13 protein-coding genes are annotated in these 17,146 nt (G+C 64.9%); 5 read left to right on the forward strand and 8 right to left on the reverse strand.

What is annotated here, in order from left to right; genetic code table 11:
- The first annotated feature begins 372 nt into the window (after positions 1-372).
- Positions 373-2,214: a dihydroxy-acid dehydratase gene (gene ilvD, locus ACMGGG_RS22740; protein ID WP_054891146.1), complete on the forward strand. Its 1,842-nt coding sequence runs from the start codon at positions 373-375 to the stop codon at positions 2,212-2,214.
- Between the two features lie 181 nt (positions 2,215-2,395).
- Here ilvD and ACMGGG_RS22745 read toward each other — a convergent pair whose 3' ends face one another.
- Complete coding sequence (locus ACMGGG_RS22745) at positions 2,396-3,451, reverse strand: haloacid dehalogenase-like hydrolase (RefSeq protein ID WP_414155837.1); 1,056 nt, start codon at positions 3,449-3,451, stop codon at positions 2,396-2,398.
- 243 nt (positions 3,452-3,694) lie between these two features.
- Here ACMGGG_RS22745 and ACMGGG_RS22750 point away from each other — a divergent pair, with 243 nt between their 5' ends.
- A complete protein-coding gene (locus tag ACMGGG_RS22750) occupies positions 3,695-5,086 on the forward strand; it encodes an L-cystine transporter (RefSeq protein WP_414154472.1) in 1,392 nt (463 codons plus the stop codon).
- A 192-nt stretch (positions 5,087-5,278) separates the two neighbouring features.
- Here ACMGGG_RS22750 and ACMGGG_RS22755 read toward each other — a convergent pair whose 3' ends face one another.
- Positions 5,279-5,794, reverse strand: coding sequence for a dihydrofolate reductase (locus ACMGGG_RS22755; protein WP_414154473.1), 516 nt, complete (start codon positions 5,792-5,794; stop codon positions 5,279-5,281).
- Positions 5,795-5,848: 54 nt separating this feature from the next.
- Between ACMGGG_RS22755 and ACMGGG_RS22760 the strand changes: the two genes are divergently transcribed.
- Both ACMGGG_RS22760 and ACMGGG_RS22765 read left to right on the forward strand, forming a co-directional pair.
- On the forward strand, positions 5,849-7,240 hold the full coding sequence (locus tag ACMGGG_RS22760; protein WP_063541665.1) for a DUF2868 domain-containing protein: 1,392 nt from the start codon (positions 5,849-5,851) through the stop codon (positions 7,238-7,240).
- Positions 7,233-8,597 (forward strand): GTPase/DUF3482 domain-containing protein, encoded by a 1,365-nt coding sequence (locus tag ACMGGG_RS22765; protein WP_112899439.1) that lies wholly within the window; start codon positions 7,233-7,235, stop codon positions 8,595-8,597. The genes ACMGGG_RS22760 and ACMGGG_RS22765 overlap by 8 nt, the downstream gene beginning before the upstream one ends.
- A gap of 226 nt (positions 8,598-8,823) precedes the next feature.
- Here the strand turns inward: ACMGGG_RS22765 and ACMGGG_RS22770 are convergent, their stop codons facing one another.
- The 6 genes from ACMGGG_RS22770 to ACMGGG_RS22795 all read right to left on the reverse strand — a co-directional run bounded on the left by ACMGGG_RS22770 (position 8,824) and on the right by ACMGGG_RS22795 (position 16,546).
- A complete protein-coding gene (locus tag ACMGGG_RS22770; protein ID WP_414154474.1) occupies positions 8,824-9,372 on the reverse strand; it encodes a phosphonate degradation HD-domain oxygenase in 549 nt (182 codons plus the stop codon).
- Between the two features lie 51 nt (positions 9,373-9,423).
- Positions 9,424-10,443, reverse strand: coding sequence for a putative 2-aminoethylphosphonate ABC transporter substrate-binding protein (locus tag ACMGGG_RS22775; RefSeq protein ID WP_414154475.1), 1,020 nt, complete (start codon positions 10,441-10,443; stop codon positions 9,424-9,426).
- 29 nt (positions 10,444-10,472) lie between these two features.
- Positions 10,473-12,197, reverse strand: a complete 1,725-nt coding sequence (locus tag ACMGGG_RS22780; RefSeq protein ID WP_414154476.1) for a putative 2-aminoethylphosphonate ABC transporter permease subunit — start codon at positions 12,195-12,197, stop codon at positions 10,473-10,475.
- A gap of 1 nt (position 12,198) precedes the next feature.
- Entirely contained in the window at positions 12,199-13,257 is a 1,059-nt protein-coding gene (locus ACMGGG_RS22785; RefSeq protein ID WP_414154477.1) for a putative 2-aminoethylphosphonate ABC transporter ATP-binding protein, read from the reverse strand.
- Positions 13,258-13,408: 151 nt separating this feature from the next.
- Positions 13,409-14,278 (reverse strand): LysR family transcriptional regulator, encoded by an 870-nt coding sequence (locus tag ACMGGG_RS22790; RefSeq protein ID WP_414154478.1) that lies wholly within the window; start codon positions 14,276-14,278, stop codon positions 13,409-13,411.
- A 9-nt stretch (positions 14,279-14,287) separates the two neighbouring features.
- Positions 14,288-16,546: a heavy metal translocating P-type ATPase gene (locus tag ACMGGG_RS22795; protein WP_414154479.1), complete on the reverse strand. Its 2,259-nt coding sequence runs from the start codon at positions 16,544-16,546 to the stop codon at positions 14,288-14,290.
- A 98-nt stretch (positions 16,547-16,644) separates the two neighbouring features.
- Between ACMGGG_RS22795 and cadR the strand changes: the two genes are divergently transcribed.
- Positions 16,645-17,088: a cadmium resistance transcriptional regulator CadR gene (gene cadR, locus ACMGGG_RS22800; protein WP_054891134.1), complete on the forward strand. Its 444-nt coding sequence runs from the start codon at positions 16,645-16,647 to the stop codon at positions 17,086-17,088.
- Positions 17,089-17,146: the final 58 nt, after the last annotated feature.

Genomic DNA, 17,146 nt, shown 5'->3' on the forward strand with positions numbered 1-17,146 from the left:
GAACTGAAACTGGGAAGGTCCATTGAGGGGCTTGGCTCGTGAAGCCGCACATGCGGCGCGGGGATGATAGGTGCAGCGAGATCCGGAAAATACCGCCAGGACGGCATTTGGGAGATGTCCTACATCACCCTGCCCAAATGACGAAAAGCACCGTCCAGACACATCGTCATTCCCTCGTCGCGCCAGCGGTGTAGAATCGGCCTATTCATCGCCAGACATCCCCAGGCGGGTTTATGAGCTCTGGCCAAGCACGCGGCGATCCCGCGCTGTCTTCGGCCCCATCCGTGCCAGCGGCAACCGGCCTTCGGCGCAAAGGACAAGAGAAGCTCACTCCCTTTTCCAGAGACCTGATCAAGCCGCCAGGAGTGCTTCATGCCTGATTATCGTTCCAAGACTTCCACCCAGGGCCGCAACATGGCGGGTGCCCGCGCACTGTGGCGCGCCACCGGGATGAAGGACGAAGACTTCAAGAAACCGATCATTGCCATCGCCAACTCGTTCACCCAGTTCGTTCCGGGCCACGTGCACCTGAAAGACCTGGGCCAGCTGGTCGCCCGCGAGATCGAGCGCGCCGGTGGCGTGGCCAAGGAATTCAACACCATCGCCGTCGACGACGGCATCGCCATGGGCCACGACGGCATGCTGTACTCGCTGCCGAGCCGCGAGATCATCGCCGACGCCGTCGAGTACATGGTCAACGCCCACTGCGCCGACGCCATCGTCTGCATCTCCAACTGCGACAAGATCACCCCCGGCATGCTGATGGCTGCCCTGCGCCTGAACATTCCAGTGATCTTCGTCTCCGGCGGCCCGATGGAAGCCGGCAAGACCAAGCTGGCCAGCCACGGCCTGGACCTGGTCGACGCCATGGTCATCGCCGCCGACTCGACCGCCAGTGACGAAAAGGTCGCCGAGTACGAGCGCAGCGCCTGCCCGACCTGCGGTTCGTGCTCCGGCATGTTCACCGCCAACTCGATGAACTGCCTGACCGAAGCCCTGGGGCTCGCCCTGCCGGGCAACGGCTCCACCCTGGCCACCCACGCCGACCGCGAGCAGCTGTTCCTTACCGCCGGACGCACCATCGTCGAGCTGTGCAAACGCTACTACGGCGAGAACGACGAGTCGGTACTGCCGCGCAACATCGCCAACTTCAAGGCGTTCGAGAACGCCATGATGCTCGACATCGCCATGGGCGGTTCGACCAACACCATCCTGCACCTGCTGGCTGCCGCCCAGGAAGCGGAGGTCGACTTCGACCTGCGCGACATCGATCGCCTGTCGCGCAAGGTGCCGCAGCTGTGCAAGGTGGCGCCGAACATCCAGAAGTACCACATGGAGGACGTCCACCGCGCCGGCGGCATCTTCAGCATCCTCGGCTCGCTGGCCCGTGGCGGCCTGTTGCACACCGACCTGCCGACCGTGCACAGCCGCAGCATGGAAGAAGCCATCGCCAAGTGGGACATCACCCAGACCGATGACGAAGCCGTGCACACCTTCTTCAAGGCAGGCCCGGCCGGTATCCCGACCCAGACCGCGTTCAGCCAGTCGACCCGCTGGGAAACCCTCGACGACGACCGCGAGAACGGCTGCATCCGCAGCTTCGAACACGCTTACTCGCAAGAAGGCGGCCTGGCCGTGCTGTACGGCAACATCGCCCTGGACGGTTGCGTGGTCAAGACCGCAGGCGTCGACGAGTCGATCCACGTGTTCGAAGGCACCGCGAAGATCTTCGAAAGCCAGGACAGCGCCGTGCGCGGCATCCTCGCCGACGAAGTGAAGGCCGGCGACATCGTGATCATCCGCTACGAAGGCCCGAAAGGCGGCCCTGGCATGCAAGAAATGCTCTATCCGACCTCGTACCTGAAGTCCAAGGGCCTGGGCAAGGCCTGCGCCCTGCTCACCGACGGCCGCTTCTCCGGCGGCACTTCGGGCCTGTCGATCGGCCACGCTTCGCCGGAAGCGGCCTCGGGCGGTGCCATCGGCCTGGTCAAGGACGGTGACAAAGTGCTGATCGACATTCCGAACCGCTCGATCAACCTGCTGGTCAGCGACGAAGAGTTGGCTGCACGCCGTGTCGAGCAGGACAAGAAGGGCTGGAAACCTGCCGAAGTGCGCCCACGCAAGGTGACCACTGCACTGAAGGCCTACGCCCTGCTGGCGACCAGCGCCGACAAGGGTGCTGTGCGGAACAAGGCGATGCTCGACGGGCTGTGAGGTTTCTAGGGCATGAATGAAAAACCGGCGCCTTGAGCGCCGGTTTTTTTATGCCTGTGAAAAAGTATCGGCCTCTTCGCGGGCAAGCCCGCTCCCACAGATACAGCGCAGCCTTGAAGACTATGAGACCCCTGTGGGAGCGGGCTTGCCCGCGAAAAGGCCGGCATAGGCGCTACAACGCTTACTGAATCTGCTCCGGCGTCACGATCACCCAGTTCTTGTCCGCCGTCACCGGCAGCCCTTCCTTCGCTTGCGCCGCCGCATGCTTGGCGATCATTCCGTTCAGCTGGTCCATGTACTTGGACTTGCGGTTTATCCACAGGTGGATGCCGCCCTTGCCCACGTCGACACCATGGAACTGCATGTAGCCGTCGCTGGTTGGCGTATCGCCGCCTACCAGCACTGGCCGCTTCCACTCATCGATGTAAGTCAGGATGGCCGCCTGCTTGCCGGCCATCCAGGTGGCCGGGGTCCACAGGTAGGGCGTCAACTCCAGGCCCTCGTTAGCCTTGGCATCATAGTGGCCTTCGCTGATCTGCTTGCGCGCCGTGGTCAGCTTGCCGCTGGCGCGGTCCTTGAGCAGCAGGCTGACGCCGATCACGTTCTGCGGCTTGACGTTGTAGCCGTACTTGGGATCGGACGCGACCATGCGCACCAGCTCCTCGGACGCGGCCGAGATCACATAGACCTCGATGCCGTTCTCCATCAGCTTGTTGTACAGCTCGGCCTGGCCGGTGAAGACCTTCGGCGGCTGCACCTCGATGGTCTTGACCTGATCGCCTTCGAAGTAGGTGCTGGGGACCGGCTTGTTCGAGGCCATCAGCTCATCGACCTGAACCTTCAGTTCCTTGAGCGTGAAGCCGGAGAACACCTGCGCCACCCAGGGGTAGCAGACCATGTCATCGATTTCGCACAGGCGATAGTAATAGCTGAACAGGCTCTCCTTGTGCTCAGCGGTATCCTTGAACGGGATCAGCTTCAACGAAGGGTCGAGCTTGTCGCGAGTCAGCAGGCCTTTGTTCTCCATGAACGGCAGCAGCGCTTCCTCGAGATCGTAGCGATAGCTGGTGTTGTCCATGTCGAAGACCGCGTAGTTACCCTTGTGGGCATTGGCAGCGATCATCGTGTCGAGCTGTTTGGCGGCCTCGGCGGGCCAGTGCTTGAGTTCGGTTGCCGCCCAGGTGCTGGCGCTGAGCAGCAGGGCGAGACCGCCCGCGAGAAGTTTCGGAGCAGACATCATGTGCGTTCTCCAGAGACATGGCCGCTGAAGCCTAGACCGCCTGCATGACAGGCAGACGTCTGGCACCGACCTCGAGAGAGCCCGAAACGGCATGTTCATTGCCAACTGCGACAGCGCGTTATTCCATTAGCGACTATCTAAATTACCTTTAGATATAAATTCGTTTCTTTTCAGACTGTTAGCATTTCCGTTCGCAATCGCTCACAGAGGCGATCCCTATTTTTGCTTCACGGAGCTTCAATGAACCTGCCGCTTTCCCTCAACCTGCTGGCGTTCCTGGCCCTGCTGCTGGGCCTGGCGCAAACCCGCCGTACCGACTGGAGCCTGGCGAAAAAAGTGCTGCTTGGCCTGGTGCTGGGCGTTCTGTTCGGGCTGGTGTTGCACAGCCTGTACGGCGCTGGCCATCCGGTGCTCAAGGCAACCATCGCCTGGCTCGACCTGGTCGGCAACGGCTATGTCGGCTTACTGCAGATGATCGTCATGCCGCTGATCTTCGCCTCGATCCTCAGCGCTGTGGCACGCCTGCACAATGCCTCGGCCCTTGGCCGGATCAGCGCGCTGAGCATCGGTACCCTGCTGCTGACCACAGCCATCGCCGCACTGATCGGCATCACCCTGACCAACCTGTTCGGCCTCAGTGCCGAGGGCCTGGTCGCCGGCGTCCAGGAAACAGCACGCCTGCAAGCCATCAACAGCGACTACGCAGGCAAGGTCGCCGACCTCAACATCCCGCAACTGCTGCTGTCGTTCATCCCTAGCAACCCGGTGGGCGACCTGGCCCGGGCCAAGCCGACCTCGATCATCAGCGTGGTGATCTTCGCCGTGTTCCTGGGCCTTGCCGCCTTGCAATTGATCAGGGACGACAAGGACAAGGGCGAGCGCGCCCTGTCGGCCATCGACGTGCTGCAGGCCTGGGTCATGCGCCTGGTGCGCCTGGTGATGAAGCTCACGCCTTATGGCGTCCTGGCGCTGATGACCAAGGTGGTGGCCAGCTCGAACCTCGATGACATCCTCAAGCTGGGCAGCTTCGTCGTGGTGTCGTACATCGGCCTGGGGCTGATGTTCGTGGTACACGGGGTGATCCTGGCGATCACTGGCGTCAGCCCGCTGCGCTTCTTCCGCAAAGTCTGGCCGGTGCTGACCTTTGCCTTCACCAGCCGCTCCAGCGCCGCCAGCATCCCGCTGAATATCGAGGCGCAGACTCGCCGCCTGGGCGTACCGCAGTCGATCGCCAGCTTCAGTGCATCGTTCGGCGCAACCATCGGCCAGAACGGCTGCGCCGGCCTGTATCCGGCAATGCTGGCGGTCATGGTGGCGCCGGCCGTGGGCATCGACACGTTCGATCCGCTGTGGATCGCAACCCTGGTGGCCGTCGTCACCCTGAGCTCGGCGGGGGTTGCCGGGGTCGGTGGCGGCGCGACCTTCGCCGCGCTGATCGTGCTGCCGGCCATGGGCCTGCCGGTCGAGCTGGTGGCGCTGCTGATCTCGGTCGAGCCGCTGATCGACATGGGCCGTACTGCATTGAACGTGAACGGCTCGATGACTGCCGGCGTGGTGACCAGCCAACTGCTCAAGCAGACCGACCAGCAAGTGCTGGCCGGAGACGAGCATGCCGAGCTGAGTCACTCCTGAGCAACACTTGCCCTGTGGGAGCGGACGAAGCCGCTTCCACAGAAAAAGCTCTAGGGTCTGTCTGAAATGTGTCTGCGCGAAGGCCAGACAAGGCGAAACGGGGCTCGGAAGCGCAGTGTACTGGAGTACATGAGCATTCCGAGCCTCGTTTCAACGCAGTATGGGCGAGTGCAGATACATTTCAGACAGAGCCTAACGCTTGTCCCACACCTCGAAGTGATAGACCGGCTTGCCTTCCTCGACCTGCCGCTCGGTCGATGCCAGCGTCCACTGCGCCGCGTCGAACGCCGGGAACCAGGCATCCCCTTCAGGCGCAAGCTCCACACGCGTCAGGTACATGCGGCTCACCAGCCCCTTCTCCAGTGCCTGCCCGTAGAGCTGCGCGCCGCCGATCAGCATCAGCTCACCAACCCCCTGCTCGCGCGCCCACTGCTCGGCACGCACCAGCGCTGCCTCCAGCGAGTCGAACACCTCGGCGCCCGCCAGCGTCAACCCGGGCTGGCGGCTGACGACGATGTTCAAGCGCCCCGGCAGTGGTCGCCCGAGCGAATCCCAGGTCTTGCGCCCCATGATGATCGGCTTGCCCAGGGTGGTGGCCTTGAAGTACTTGAAGTCCCCCGGCAGGTGCCAGGGCATGGAGTTGTCGATGCCGATCACGCGGTTCTCGGCGAGTGCCGCGATCAGGCTGAGGGGAAGTGATGTGTTCATGACGGCGAGGATAGCACTCGGCACGTGGGTTATGCTTGGGCCTCGACCCGTGCAATGGAAGACCTTGTGACTGCACCGACCGAACTGGACAAACGCTGGCTCACCGAAGCGGTGCGCCTGCGTGAAGAACACGCCGGCCCCCTGGAAGACCAGGAAGCCAACCGTCGCGCGCGCCAGCAGGGCGGCGACCTGGCGGCACGCATCGAGCACCGCGCCCTGTGGCTGGCCGAGCGCGACGGCATGACCCAGGCCCTGCGTCATTGGAAGCAGGGTGCACGCCTGGCCCTGCTGGCCCTGATGATCGTCGCCGTGCTCAGCGGCGCCGGCCTCGGCCTTGCGGCGCTGGGTGACGGCCAACGCCCGGTGAATGTGTTCTGGGCGCTGGGCAGCCTGCTGGGCCTGAACCTGGTGTTGCTGGTCGGCTGGGCCCTGGGCTTCTTCTTCGCAGGTGAGCAGGGCGCAACCCTGGGCCGGCTCTGGCTGTGGCTCAGCGAACGCTTCGCCCGTGATGCCAAGGCCGTGCACCTGGCCCCCGCCCTGCTGGTGCTGCTGCAGCGCAAGCGCCTCAATCGCTGGCTGCTCGGCCTGCTGGTGCATGGCCTGTGGCTGCTGGCGATGAGCGCGGCGCTGGGCATGCTGTTGGCGCTGCTAGCGACCCGGCGCTACGGCTTCGTCTGGGAGACCACCCTGCTCGCGGCCGAACCCTTCATCGCCCTGACCAACGCCCTCGGCGCCCTGCCCTCGCTGCTGGGCTTCAGCATTCCCGACGAGAGCATGATCCGCGCCAGCGGCGCGACCCTGCCGAGCCTGGACATCGCCCGCCAGGCCTGGGCAAGTTGGCTGCTCGGCGTAGTGCTGGTGTACGGCCTGCTGCCCCGCCTGTTGCTGGCGACCCTGTGCCTGTGGCGCTGGCGCCAGGGCCGCAGGCAACTGGCCCTGGATCTCAGCCTGCCAGGCCATGCACAACTGCGTGACGCGCTGATGCCGCGCAGCGAACGCATCGGTGTACAGGACGCCGCCCCCGAGCACCTGCCGCAGTTCGAGGCGGGCCAACTGGAAACTGGCAGCAGCGGCGCTCTGCTGGTGGGCCTGGAGCTGGATGACCAGCGCGCCTGGCCGCCCACGCTGCCAAGCACGGTGACCAACGCAGGCGTGCTCGACAGCCGCGAATCACGCAACAAACTGCTCGAACAACTCAGCCGTTTCCCACCGGCGCGCCTGGCCATCGCCTGTGACCCGCGCCGCTCGCCTGACCGTGGCAGCCTGGCGTTGCTCGCCGAGCTCGCGCGCAACGCAGGCGCCACGCGCATCTGGTTGCTCCAGGCCCTGCCTGGCCAGGCAATGGACGCCGCTCGCCTGGGCGACTGGCACGAAGCCCTCGACCGCCTTGGCCTGCACCACGCCGACACCTCGCCCCTGACCTGGCTGGAGCATGGCCATGACTGATCCGCTCAAGCTGGCCGTGGTCGGCCACACCAACGTCGGCAAGACCTCGCTGCTGCGCACCCTCACCCGCGATGTCGGATTTGGTGAGGTCTCCCATCGCCCCAGCACCACCCGTCATGTCGAAGGCGCGCGGCTGTCGGTGGACGGCGAGCCCTTGCTCGAGCTCTACGACACCCCCGGCCTGGAAGACGCCATTGCCCTGCTCGACTATCTGGAGCGCCTGGAACGCCCCGGTGAACGCCTTGACGGCCCGGCCCGCCTGGAGCGCTTTCTCCAGGGTAGCGAGGCGCGCCAGCGCTTCGAGCAGGAAGCCAAGGTGCTGCGTCAGTTACAGGCGAGCAATGCCGGCCTCTATGTGATCGATGCACGCGAGCCGGTACTGGCCAAGTACCGCGACGAGCTGGAGGTACTCGCCGGCTGCGGCAAGCCGCTGCTGCCCGTGCTCAACTTCGTCGCCAGCAGCCAGCACCGCGAGCCAGAATGGCGCGAAGCCCTGGCCCGCCTGGGCCTGCACGCGCTGGTGCGGTTCGACAGCGTGGCCCCGCCCGAGGACGGCGAGCGACGCCTCTACGAGAGCCTCGCCCTGCTGCTGGAGACATCGCGCCCCGCCTTGCAGCGCTTGATCGACGACCAGCAGGCCCAGCGCCTGGCCCGCCAGCACAGCGGCAAGCGCCTGATCGCTGAGCTCCTGCTCGACTGCGCCGCCTGTCGGCGCAGCGTCGAGGCGGAGCCTGCCGCTGAAGCCAAGGCCATCGAGGCGCTGCGTCAGGATGTTCGCCAACGTGAGCAGCGCTGTGTCGAGGCGTTGCTCAAGCTCTATGCCTTCCGTCGTGAAGACGCCAATGCCGGCGACCTGCCGTTGCTGGACGGTCGCTGGGGCGATGACCTGTTCAACCCCGAGACCCTGAAGCTGCTGGGCGTACGCCTGGGCAGCGGTGTCGCCGCCGGAGCGGCGGCCGGTGCGGGTGTCGATCTGCTGGTCGGTGGCCTGACCCTCGGCGCTGCCGCGCTGGCGGGCGCCATTGCCGGAGGCGCACTGCAAACCGCGCGTAATTATGGATCGCGGTTGCTGGGCAAGCTCAAGGGACAGCGTGAACTGACCGTGGATGACAGCGTGCTGCGTCTGCTGGCGCTGCGGCAACAGCAGCTGATGCTCGCCTTGGACAGCCGTGGCCATGCCGCACAGGACAGGGTGCGGCTGGGCGAGCTGGATGAAAAGGCCTGGCGCGAGGGCAAATTGCCGGAGGCGTTGACCAAGGCGCGGGCGCATCCACAATGGTCGACGCTCAATCCGGGCGCACGGGTGAACCAGGCCGAGCGCCAGGAGCAGCTCGAGGCGTTGGTGTCACAGATCTGAAGCGCTCCCCTGTGAGAGCAACTGTCTTGCTCAAAAATCTGAGGCCTGCCCAATCCCGGTGGGAGAGGCGGTTCGCCGCTGCGACTTGTCCCGCGATCACCGGCGTAGCCGGTGCCATGCATCGCGGTGTTCCTTTCGCGGGACAAGCCCGCTCCCACAGGGATTGGGCAGGCCTCAGATTTTGAGCAAGACAGGTGCTCCTAAGCGCTAACGAGTGCACCCAATCTCAGATCAAGGCCAACGCCTTCTCTTTCAACACCGTCATGTCCAGCACAGGCACCCCGACTTCCTTGGCCATCTCGTCCCACTCACGCATGCGCAGGCTCACCGCAAACAGCGGATCACGCTCGAAGGCATCGGCTTCGGCATCGCTCATCACGCCCCCCTGGTAACCCAAGGTGCGCCGACTCGCCTCGCTCAGCCGTTCGTAGTATCCCGGCTTGCGTAAGGTCAGGTAGCGCTTGGCCTCGACGTGGAACTCCACCAATCGCGCCATGCGCTCACCGAAGCCGCAACGGCGCAGGTACTCGGCGCCGATACGCTCATGGCTGACCACACCATAACCGCCCATGCTGGCGTCGCCACCGCACAGGTGGCCGATATCGTGGAAGAACGCAGCGAGCACCACCTCGTCGTCGAAGCCCTCGGCCATGGCCCGTTGCGCAGCCTGGGACATGTGCTCGATCTGGGTGATGGCCTCGCCGATGTAGTCGTCAGCGCCGTGGCGCTCATACAAGGCGAAGGTGTTGTCGATGATCTGGGCTGGAGTCGGCATGGCGATAGGGTCCTGGCGTGGTGAGGATAGACCTGCTGAATATCGTTCGACTTACTGCGCCGCCTTCTCCGACTTGCCGTCGTAGCGCTTGCGCCACTCGGCCAGGATCTGGTCGCGATGCTTCGACGCCCACGCAAAATCGTTCTTGATCAGGCGTTGCTCGTAGTCGGCAGGCAGCTCCGTCTGCAGCTTGGCAATCCCAGGTGCGGCGAGTACGGCGAAGTTCTCCTTGTACAGCTCCATGGCCGCAGGGCTCGCCGAGAAATCGGCCAGGCGTCGCGCGGCATCGGCCTTAGGCGTGCCCTTGATCACCGCGGTGGCCTCGATTTCCCAGCCGAGCCCTTCCTTGGGCAGCACGATGTCCAGCGGCGCGCCCTGGCGCTTGAGCTGTACGGCCGGGTACTCGAACGAGATGCCGATCGGGAACTCGCCCGCCGCCGCCAACTTGCAGGGCTTGGAGCCGGAATGAACGTACTGGCCGATGTTCTGGTGCAGGGCATCCATGTAGGCCCAGCCCTGCGGTTCGCCGAAAGTCTGCAGCCAGGCGCTGACATCGAGGAAGCCGGTGCCGGAGGAGGCCGGGTTGGGCATGACGATCTTGCCCTTGTACTCAGGCTTGGTCAGGTCCTGCCAACTCACGGGCTTGCTCAGGCCCTGCTTCTCGGCCTCGATGGTGTTGAAGCAGATCGTCGCGGCCCACACGTCCATCCCCACCCAGGCTGGCGGGTTGGCGGCGTCGCGGTAATTGGGTGCGATCTTGCCCAGGTCTTTCGGCGCGTAGGCATCAAGCATGCCGTTCTGATCGAGAATGGCCAGGCTCGAGGCCGCCAGGCCCCACACCGCGTCAGCCTGCGGACGATCCTTCTCGGCCAGCAGCTTGGCGGTGATGATGCCGGTGGAGTCACGCACCCATTTGATCTCGATATCCGGGTTGGCCTTCTCGAAGGCCTGCTTGTAGCTCTTGAGCTGCTCGGCTTCCAGGGCGGTGTAGACGGTCAGCTGGGTGGCGGCCGAGGCCTGCAGGCTGAACACGGCAGATACGGCAGCAACAAGGGCAAGTGGCTTGAACATGAAGCAGCTCCTTTAGGTGGACAGTCGAATCAGGGTTTGGGCGCGCGCTGGCGCCAGGCCTGGGAGCGGCGCAACAGGCCGCGTGAAGCCCCCGCCAGCAGCAGCGAGGCCGTGGCACTGGTGAGCAGGATCAGGGTGGACATCGCCGCAGCACCGCCAACGTTGCCGGCATCGTCCATGTTCAGCACGGCGACGGCGGCCAGGATCGTGTCGGGGCTGTAGAGGAAGATCGCTGCCGACACCGTGGTCATCCCGGAAACGAACAGGTAGCGCACGATATCCAGCAGTGCAGGCAGGCAGATCGGTACGGTGACGCGCAGGTAATGCCGGTACAGGGGCGCCTTGAGCGACAGCGCAGCCGCCTCGAACTCACCATCGAGCTGGCGCAGCGCAGTGCTAGCGGTCATCTGGGCGGTGGTCAGGTAGTGGGCGATGGTGCAGACCACCAGCAGCGCCATGCTGCCGTAGAAGACATGCAGCGGGTTACCGGCGAGGTTGAAGAAGAACACGTAGCCCAGGCCCAGGACGAGTCCTGGCACCGCCATCGGTACGAAGCTGAGCAGGCGCAAGGCTTGGTTGAGCAGGCGCTGGCCTTGGGTTTTCTCCATCAGGTAGGTGCCGGTGAAGATCACCACGCTGCCGATCACGGCGCAGCACAGGGCCATGGTCACGCTGTTGCGGTAGGCCAGCCAGCCGCCACCGGCGGTCTCGTCGAACAGGTAGTGCTTGAACGAAAGCGTCAGGTTATAGGGCCAGAAGGTCACCAGCGACGAATACACCGCCATGCCGATCACCCCCAGCAGCGCTGCGCAGACCAGCACCACGATGGCCAGGAAGCAGGCATCGCGACGACACGAAGGCTGGGGCTCGAATACCTGCGCGCGCCCGCTCATCGCCTCGCCCTGGCGGCGGCGCAGCCAGGCATCGACGCTGAAGCTGAGCAGCGCCGGCACCAGCAGGACCATGCCGATCAGGGCGCCACGGCCGAACTGCTGCTGGCCGACCACCGCCTTGTAGGCCTCCAGCGCCAGTACCTGATAGTCGCCACCGACCACCACCGGCACGCCAAAGTCAGTAATGGTCAAGGTGAACACCAGGCAGAACGCGGCGAACACCGCCTGGCGCGTGGTCGGCCAGGTGATGCTGCGAAACGCCCGCCATGGTCCGGCGCCCATGCTCGAGGCTGCGTCGAACAGCCGTGCATCGGCCAGCGACAGCGCTGACAGCAGGATCATCAAGGCATGCGGGAAGGTGTAGATCGCTTCGCCAAGCACGATCCCCCAGAACCCGTAGATGTTGTCGCTCAGCAGCCCGCGCAGCAGGCCCTGGTTACCGAACAGGTAGACCAGCGCAATGGCCGGCAGCATCGACGGCGCCAGTAGCGGCAGCAGTGAAATCCCGCGCCATAGGCCCTTGGCCGGAATCAGCGTGCGTTGCAGGGCATAGGCGAACAAGTAGGCCAGTGGCACGACGATCAGCGCTACGCTGAAGGCCACCACCAGGCTGTTACCGAGCAGCCAGCGAAAGTTGTCGCTGGCAAACAGCTCGGCGGCCGCCTGCAGGCCACCGCCCTGGCCCGCCTCGCCGCTGAAACCACGCCAGAAGATGGCCAGCAGCGGCATCAGCACGGCCAGCAACAGCAGGAGCAACAGCAGGCTCTTGCCGCCGACGACAAACAATCGATCACCCAGGGCGACGCCACTGCGTGGTACGGCCTTGGCGGCGCTCACCGATACGCTCATGGACGCGGCCATCTCAGGCGAACACCTGCAGGCTCTGCGGTGGCAGGGCCACCCAGATATCCTGCGAGCCCAGGCGCGGCATGGCTTCGGGCGCCAGCTCCGCGAGCAACGCGTGCCCCGGCAAGGCCTTGAGTTCGAAGCTCATGCGGCAGCGGTTGCCAAGAAAGGTGAGCTCACGCACCTTGGCCGGGAACAGGTTCTCCTCGTGCACCACCGGGTTGACCGTGATCGCCTCCGGACGGCAGAACAGCCGGCCACTGCGCGCACTCACCGCCCCCGGCGCCAGGCGCATGCTCATGCTGCCCACCTGGGCGTGGCTGTCGTCATGGCGCTGGAACGGCAGCCAGTTGCCCTGGCCAACGAACTCGGCAACGAACGGTGTGGCAGGCCGGTCGTAGATATCCTGCGGGGAGGCGTACTGCTCGACCTGCCCGTTGTTCATCACCGCGATGCGGTCGGCCATCAGCATGGCCTCGTCCTGGTTGTGGGTAACCATCAAGGTGGTAATGCCCAGCTTGCGCTGCAGTTGGCGCAGCTCGGTGCACAAGTGCTCGCGCACCCGCGCATCCAGTGCCGACATCGGCTCGTCGAGCAACAGCACCGATGGCGATGGCGCCAAGGCACGAGCCAGGGCCACACGCTGTTGCTGGCCACCGGAGAGCTGGCTGGGGTATTTCTTTTCGCTGCCGGCCAGGCCAACCAACTCGAGCATTTCGGCGACCCGCTGACGCGAATGCTCGCGGCTGCCGCCCGTCAGGCCATAGGCGATATTGGCCTCGACGGTGAGGTTGGGGAACAGGGCATAGGACTGGAACAGAATGCCGTAATCACGGGCCTGGGGCGGCAGCTCGGAGATATCCCGATCGCCGATGTACAGCGAGCCCCGGTCCTGGCGTTCGAGGCCGGCGATACAGCGCAGCAGGGTGGTCTTGCCGCAGCCGGAGGGGCCGAGCAGGCAGACCAGCTCGCCAGCGGCGATGTCCAGGGACACGTCGTTCAGCGCGGTGAACGCGCCAAAACGCTTGTGGATACCGCGCACGTTCATGTGTGCGCCCGGGGTTGCGTGGTTCATGGCTGGGCCTCATCGAAGAGATGAGGGCCATGCTAGGAAGGCTGTGCGAAGGTTCTGTGGCGATCAGGGCAAAGTGGGTGATAGTGGCATTGGCGGATTTTGGTTGAGCGCCTGCGAACACGGGCTTGTCCGCGAACAAGCTACAGGAAATCTAGAACCGAGCCCCCGCCACCTCCTGCGCCACCCCGAGAAACGCCGCCGGCAAGCGCGCCTGGCGCCGCTCCTTCAGGCAATACAGGTACTCGTGCATCAGCGGCGCACCCTCCAGCGCCAGCACCCGCAGCTCCGGGGTCAGCGGCACTTCATGGCGAGCAATGACACTGATGCCGATATTGCGCAGCACCGCTTCGCGGATCGACTCGCGGCTGCCGATTTCCAGCAGCGCACCAGCCTTCACCCCGGCGTCCTGCATCATCTGCTCGGTCAGCTTGCGCGTGGTCGAACCCGGCTCGCGCATCAACAGGCAATGCCCGCAGAGGGCTTCGATGCCCACCGCCTGGCGCTGCGCCAGGGGATGGCTACGGTGCACGGCCACGACCAGCGGATCGCTGCCCAGCACCCGGCGCACAAGGCGCGCATCCTCGACCAACTGCGACGAGCCGGCGATATCCACCCGGTACTCCTCGAGCATCTCCAGCACCTGTTGCGAGTTGCCGATCTCCACCGCCACCTCGACCTGAGGCAGGCGTTCACGGAACACCTTCACCAGGTCGAGAATGTAATACGGCGCGGTAGCGGCGACACGCAGGCTGCCCTGGGCCTGGCCACTGTTGCGCAGTTCGAACTCGATGTCCGCTTCCTGCTGCAACAAGGCCTTGACCCGCGGCAGTAGCCTGGCGCCCTCCTCGCTCAGCACCAGGCGTCGGCCGCCCCGATAGAACAGCTCGACCGCGTACTGGCTCTCCAGGTTGCGGATCTGCGTGGTCACAGTGGGCTGGCTGAGCCCAAGCTTCTTCGCCGCCAGCGTGATGCTGCCCAGGCGGGCGACCATGTAGAAGGCTTTGAGCTCCGAACCGAGCATGGCACCTCGTTATTTGCGCAACAGGCGCAAGCCGTTGAACACCACCAGCAGGCTCACGCCCATGTCGGCGAACACCGCCATCCACAGGGTGGCCATGCCGGCAAAGGTGATTGCCAGGAATATCGCCTTGACCCCCAGTGCCAGGACAATGTTCTGGATGAGAATCGCAGCGCTCTGGCGCGACAGCCTGACGAACGCCGAGATTTTGCGCAAGTCGTCGTCCATCAGCGCCACATCGGCAGTTTCGATGGCAGTATCGGTGCCGGCCGCCGCCATGGCGAAGCCAATCTCGGCGCGGGCCAGGGCCGGCGCGTCGTTGATGCCGTCACCGACCATGCCCACGCGGTGGCCTTGAGCGTAAAGATCTTCGATGGTCTTGAGCTTGTCGGCAGGCAGCAGGTTGCCCTCGGCGCGATCGATACCCACCTGAGCGGCGATGGCCTGGGCGGTGTGCGGGTTGTCGCCGGTCAGCATGACCGTCTTGATCCCCAGCTCATGCAGCTCGGCGATGGCCTGGCGACTGCTGTCCTTCACGGTATCGGCCACGGCGAACAGCGCCAGCGGGCCGGAGCGATCGAGCAGCAACACCACGGTCTTGCCCTGGCGCTCAAGCACATCGAGCTCGGCCTCGAGTTCCGGCGAGCACAGGCCCAGCTCCTCGACCAGACGATGGTTGCCCAGGTGATAGGCCTGGCCGTCGATCTCGCCGCGCACCCCGCGCCCGGCCAGTGCTGCAAACTCCGCTACCTCTGCGAGGGCAATGCCCTGCTCCCGGGCATGTTGGGCGATTGCACGCGATACCGGGTGGTCGGAACGCTCGCCGAGGCTTGCAGCCAGCGCCTGGGCCCGACCTTCGAACAACGGCTCGAGCACCTTGAAGTCGGTCTGCACCGGCTTGCCGTGGGTGATGGTGCCGGTCTTGTCCAGGGCCAGGAAGTCCAGCTTGCGCCCGCCCTCGAGATAGACACCACCCTTGATCAGGATGCCCTTGCGCGCCGCGGCGGCAAGGCCGCTGACGATGGTCACCGGAGTCGAGATCACCAGCGCACATGGGCAGGCCACCACCAGCAGCACCAGGGCGCGGTAGACCCAGTCGAACCAGGCACCGGCCATGAACAGCGGCGGGATGATCGCCACGGCCAGGGCCACGGCGAACACGGCGGGGGTGTAGATGCGCGAGAACTGGTCGACGAAGCGCTGGGTCGGTGCTCGTGCGCCTTGCGCTTCTTCCACTGCCTTGATGATGCGCGCCAGGGTCGATTGCCCGGCTGCGGCGGTGACGCGGTACTCAAGCGCGCCGGCCTGGTTGATGGTGCCTGCGAAGAGCTTGTCGCCCAGCGCCTTCTCGACAGGCAGGCTTTCGCCGGTGATCGGCGCCTGATCGACGCTCGATTGCCCGCTGACGACCTCGCCATCCAGGCCGATACGCTCGCCTGGGCGCACCCGCACCCGCGCACCGATGGCCACCTCGCGCACCTCGACCTCGCGCCACTGGCCATCCACCTGCTGCACGGTGGCCATGTCTGGCGTCAGCTGCATCAGGCCGCTGATGGCGTTGCGCGCCCGATCCAGCGAACGCGCCTCGATCAGTTCGGCGATGGTGAACAGCACCATGACCATAGCCGCTTCCGGCCACTGGCCGATCAGCACGGCACCGGTCACGGCGATGCTCATCAGTGCGTTGATGTTGAGGTTACGGTTCTTGAGCGCAATCCAGCCCTTCTTGTAGGTGCCCAGACCGCAGCCAAGGATGGCGGCCAGTGCCAGCAGGGCCACCACCCACTCCGGCGCCAGCGCGGAGAAGTGCACGATTTCGGCGCCAATCGCCGCAAGTCCCGACAACGCCAAGGGCCACCACCGGGTCTTGTGGGCGGCAGGGGCATTGGCACTGCCATCATCGTCTGCAGCCAGCGGCTCGGCCTTCATGCCAAGGCTGTCGATGGCGCGCTCGATCTGCGCGGTGCCGTCGAGGGTATGGCGCACGCCGAGGATGCGGTTGATCAGGTTGAATTCCAGCTGCTCGATGCCAGCAAGCTTGCCCAGCTTGTCCTGGATCAGGGTCTGCTCGGTCGGGCAGTCCATCGCTTCGATGCGAAAACGGCTGAGACGCGCCTGGTCACTGGCCTTTTCGGTCAGTTGCACGAAGGCCGGCGCCGCTTTGCTGGCACAGCAGCTATGGGCCTGGGTGTCGTGGCAGGAAGACTTGGCGCCATGATCATGGCCATGATCATGATCGTGCTTGTGGTCGTGACTGACAGGCTGGTTCATAGGTTCGCCCTGATGGAGAGTGCCCACTGACGGGGGGTTGTTGCCAAGTGAACACCCTGTAGCCACTATAGGGTCAAGCGATCCCAGGAGATTTCGTCATGAAGATCGGAGAACTGGCCAAGGCCACTGACTGCGCCGTGGAAACCATCCGCTACTACGAGCGCGAGCAATTGCTGCCCGAACCCGCCCGCACCGACGGCAACTACCGCCTGTACACCCAGGCCCATGTGGAGCGTCTGACCTTCATTCGCAACTGCCGAACCCTGGACATGACACTCGACGAAATCCGCAGCCTGCTGCGTCTGCGCGATACCCCCGAAGGTGCGTGCGGCAGCGTCAATGCGCTGATCGACGAGCATATCGAGCATGTACAGGCGAGGATCGACGGCTTGATGGCGCTGCAGACGCAGCTGGTGGAGTTACGCAGGCAGTGCAATGCACAGGGGGATGAGTGCGCGATTTTGCAGCAGTTGGAGGTCAATGGCGCGGTGTCGGTGCCGGAGACCGAGCATTCGCATGTGGGGCGTAGCCACGGGCATTGAGGCCGGTAAAGAGCTTCGCGGGCAAGTCGGAGCATCGGTTCGGCGCTCCAATTTGCCC

Origin of the sequence: Pseudomonas sp. BNK-44-b, from assembly GCF_047456245.1 — a bacterium.
GTDB lineage: Bacteria > Pseudomonadota > Gammaproteobacteria > Pseudomonadales > Pseudomonadaceae > Aquipseudomonas > Aquipseudomonas machongensis.

What these genes read in the sequence shown, in the direction of transcription:
- ilvD (WP_054891146.1), top strand. Translation starts at nt 373, where the DNA reads ATGCCTGATTATCGTTCCAAGACTTCCACCCAGGGCCGCAACATGGCG.
- ACMGGG_RS22745 (WP_414155837.1), bottom strand. Translation starts at nt 3,451, where the DNA reads ATGTCTGCTCCGAAACTTCTCGCGGGCGGTCTCGCCCTGCTGCTCAGC.
- ACMGGG_RS22750 (WP_414154472.1), top strand. Translation starts at nt 3,695, where the DNA reads ATGAACCTGCCGCTTTCCCTCAACCTGCTGGCGTTCCTGGCCCTGCTG.
- ACMGGG_RS22755 (WP_414154473.1), bottom strand. Translation starts at nt 5,794, where the DNA reads ATGAACACATCACTTCCCCTCAGCCTGATCGCGGCACTCGCCGAGAAC.
- ACMGGG_RS22760 (WP_063541665.1), top strand. Translation starts at nt 5,849, where the DNA reads ATGGAAGACCTTGTGACTGCACCGACCGAACTGGACAAACGCTGGCTC.
- ACMGGG_RS22765 (WP_112899439.1), top strand. Translation starts at nt 7,233, where the DNA reads ATGACTGATCCGCTCAAGCTGGCCGTGGTCGGCCACACCAACGTCGGC.
- ACMGGG_RS22770 (WP_414154474.1), bottom strand. Translation starts at nt 9,372, where the DNA reads ATGCCGACTCCAGCCCAGATCATCGACAACACCTTCGCCTTGTATGAG.
- ACMGGG_RS22775 (WP_414154475.1), bottom strand. Translation starts at nt 10,443, where the DNA reads ATGTTCAAGCCACTTGCCCTTGTTGCTGCCGTATCTGCCGTGTTCAGC.
- ACMGGG_RS22780 (WP_414154476.1), bottom strand. Translation starts at nt 12,197, where the DNA reads ATGGCCGCGTCCATGAGCGTATCGGTGAGCGCCGCCAAGGCCGTACCA.
- ACMGGG_RS22785 (WP_414154477.1), bottom strand. Translation starts at nt 13,257, where the DNA reads ATGAACCACGCAACCCCGGGCGCACACATGAACGTGCGCGGTATCCAC.
- ACMGGG_RS22790 (WP_414154478.1), bottom strand. Translation starts at nt 14,278, where the DNA reads ATGCTCGGTTCGGAGCTCAAAGCCTTCTACATGGTCGCCCGCCTGGGC.
- ACMGGG_RS22795 (WP_414154479.1), bottom strand. Translation starts at nt 16,546, where the DNA reads ATGAACCAGCCTGTCAGTCACGACCACAAGCACGATCATGATCATGGC.
- cadR (WP_054891134.1), top strand. Translation starts at nt 16,645, where the DNA reads ATGAAGATCGGAGAACTGGCCAAGGCCACTGACTGCGCCGTGGAAACC.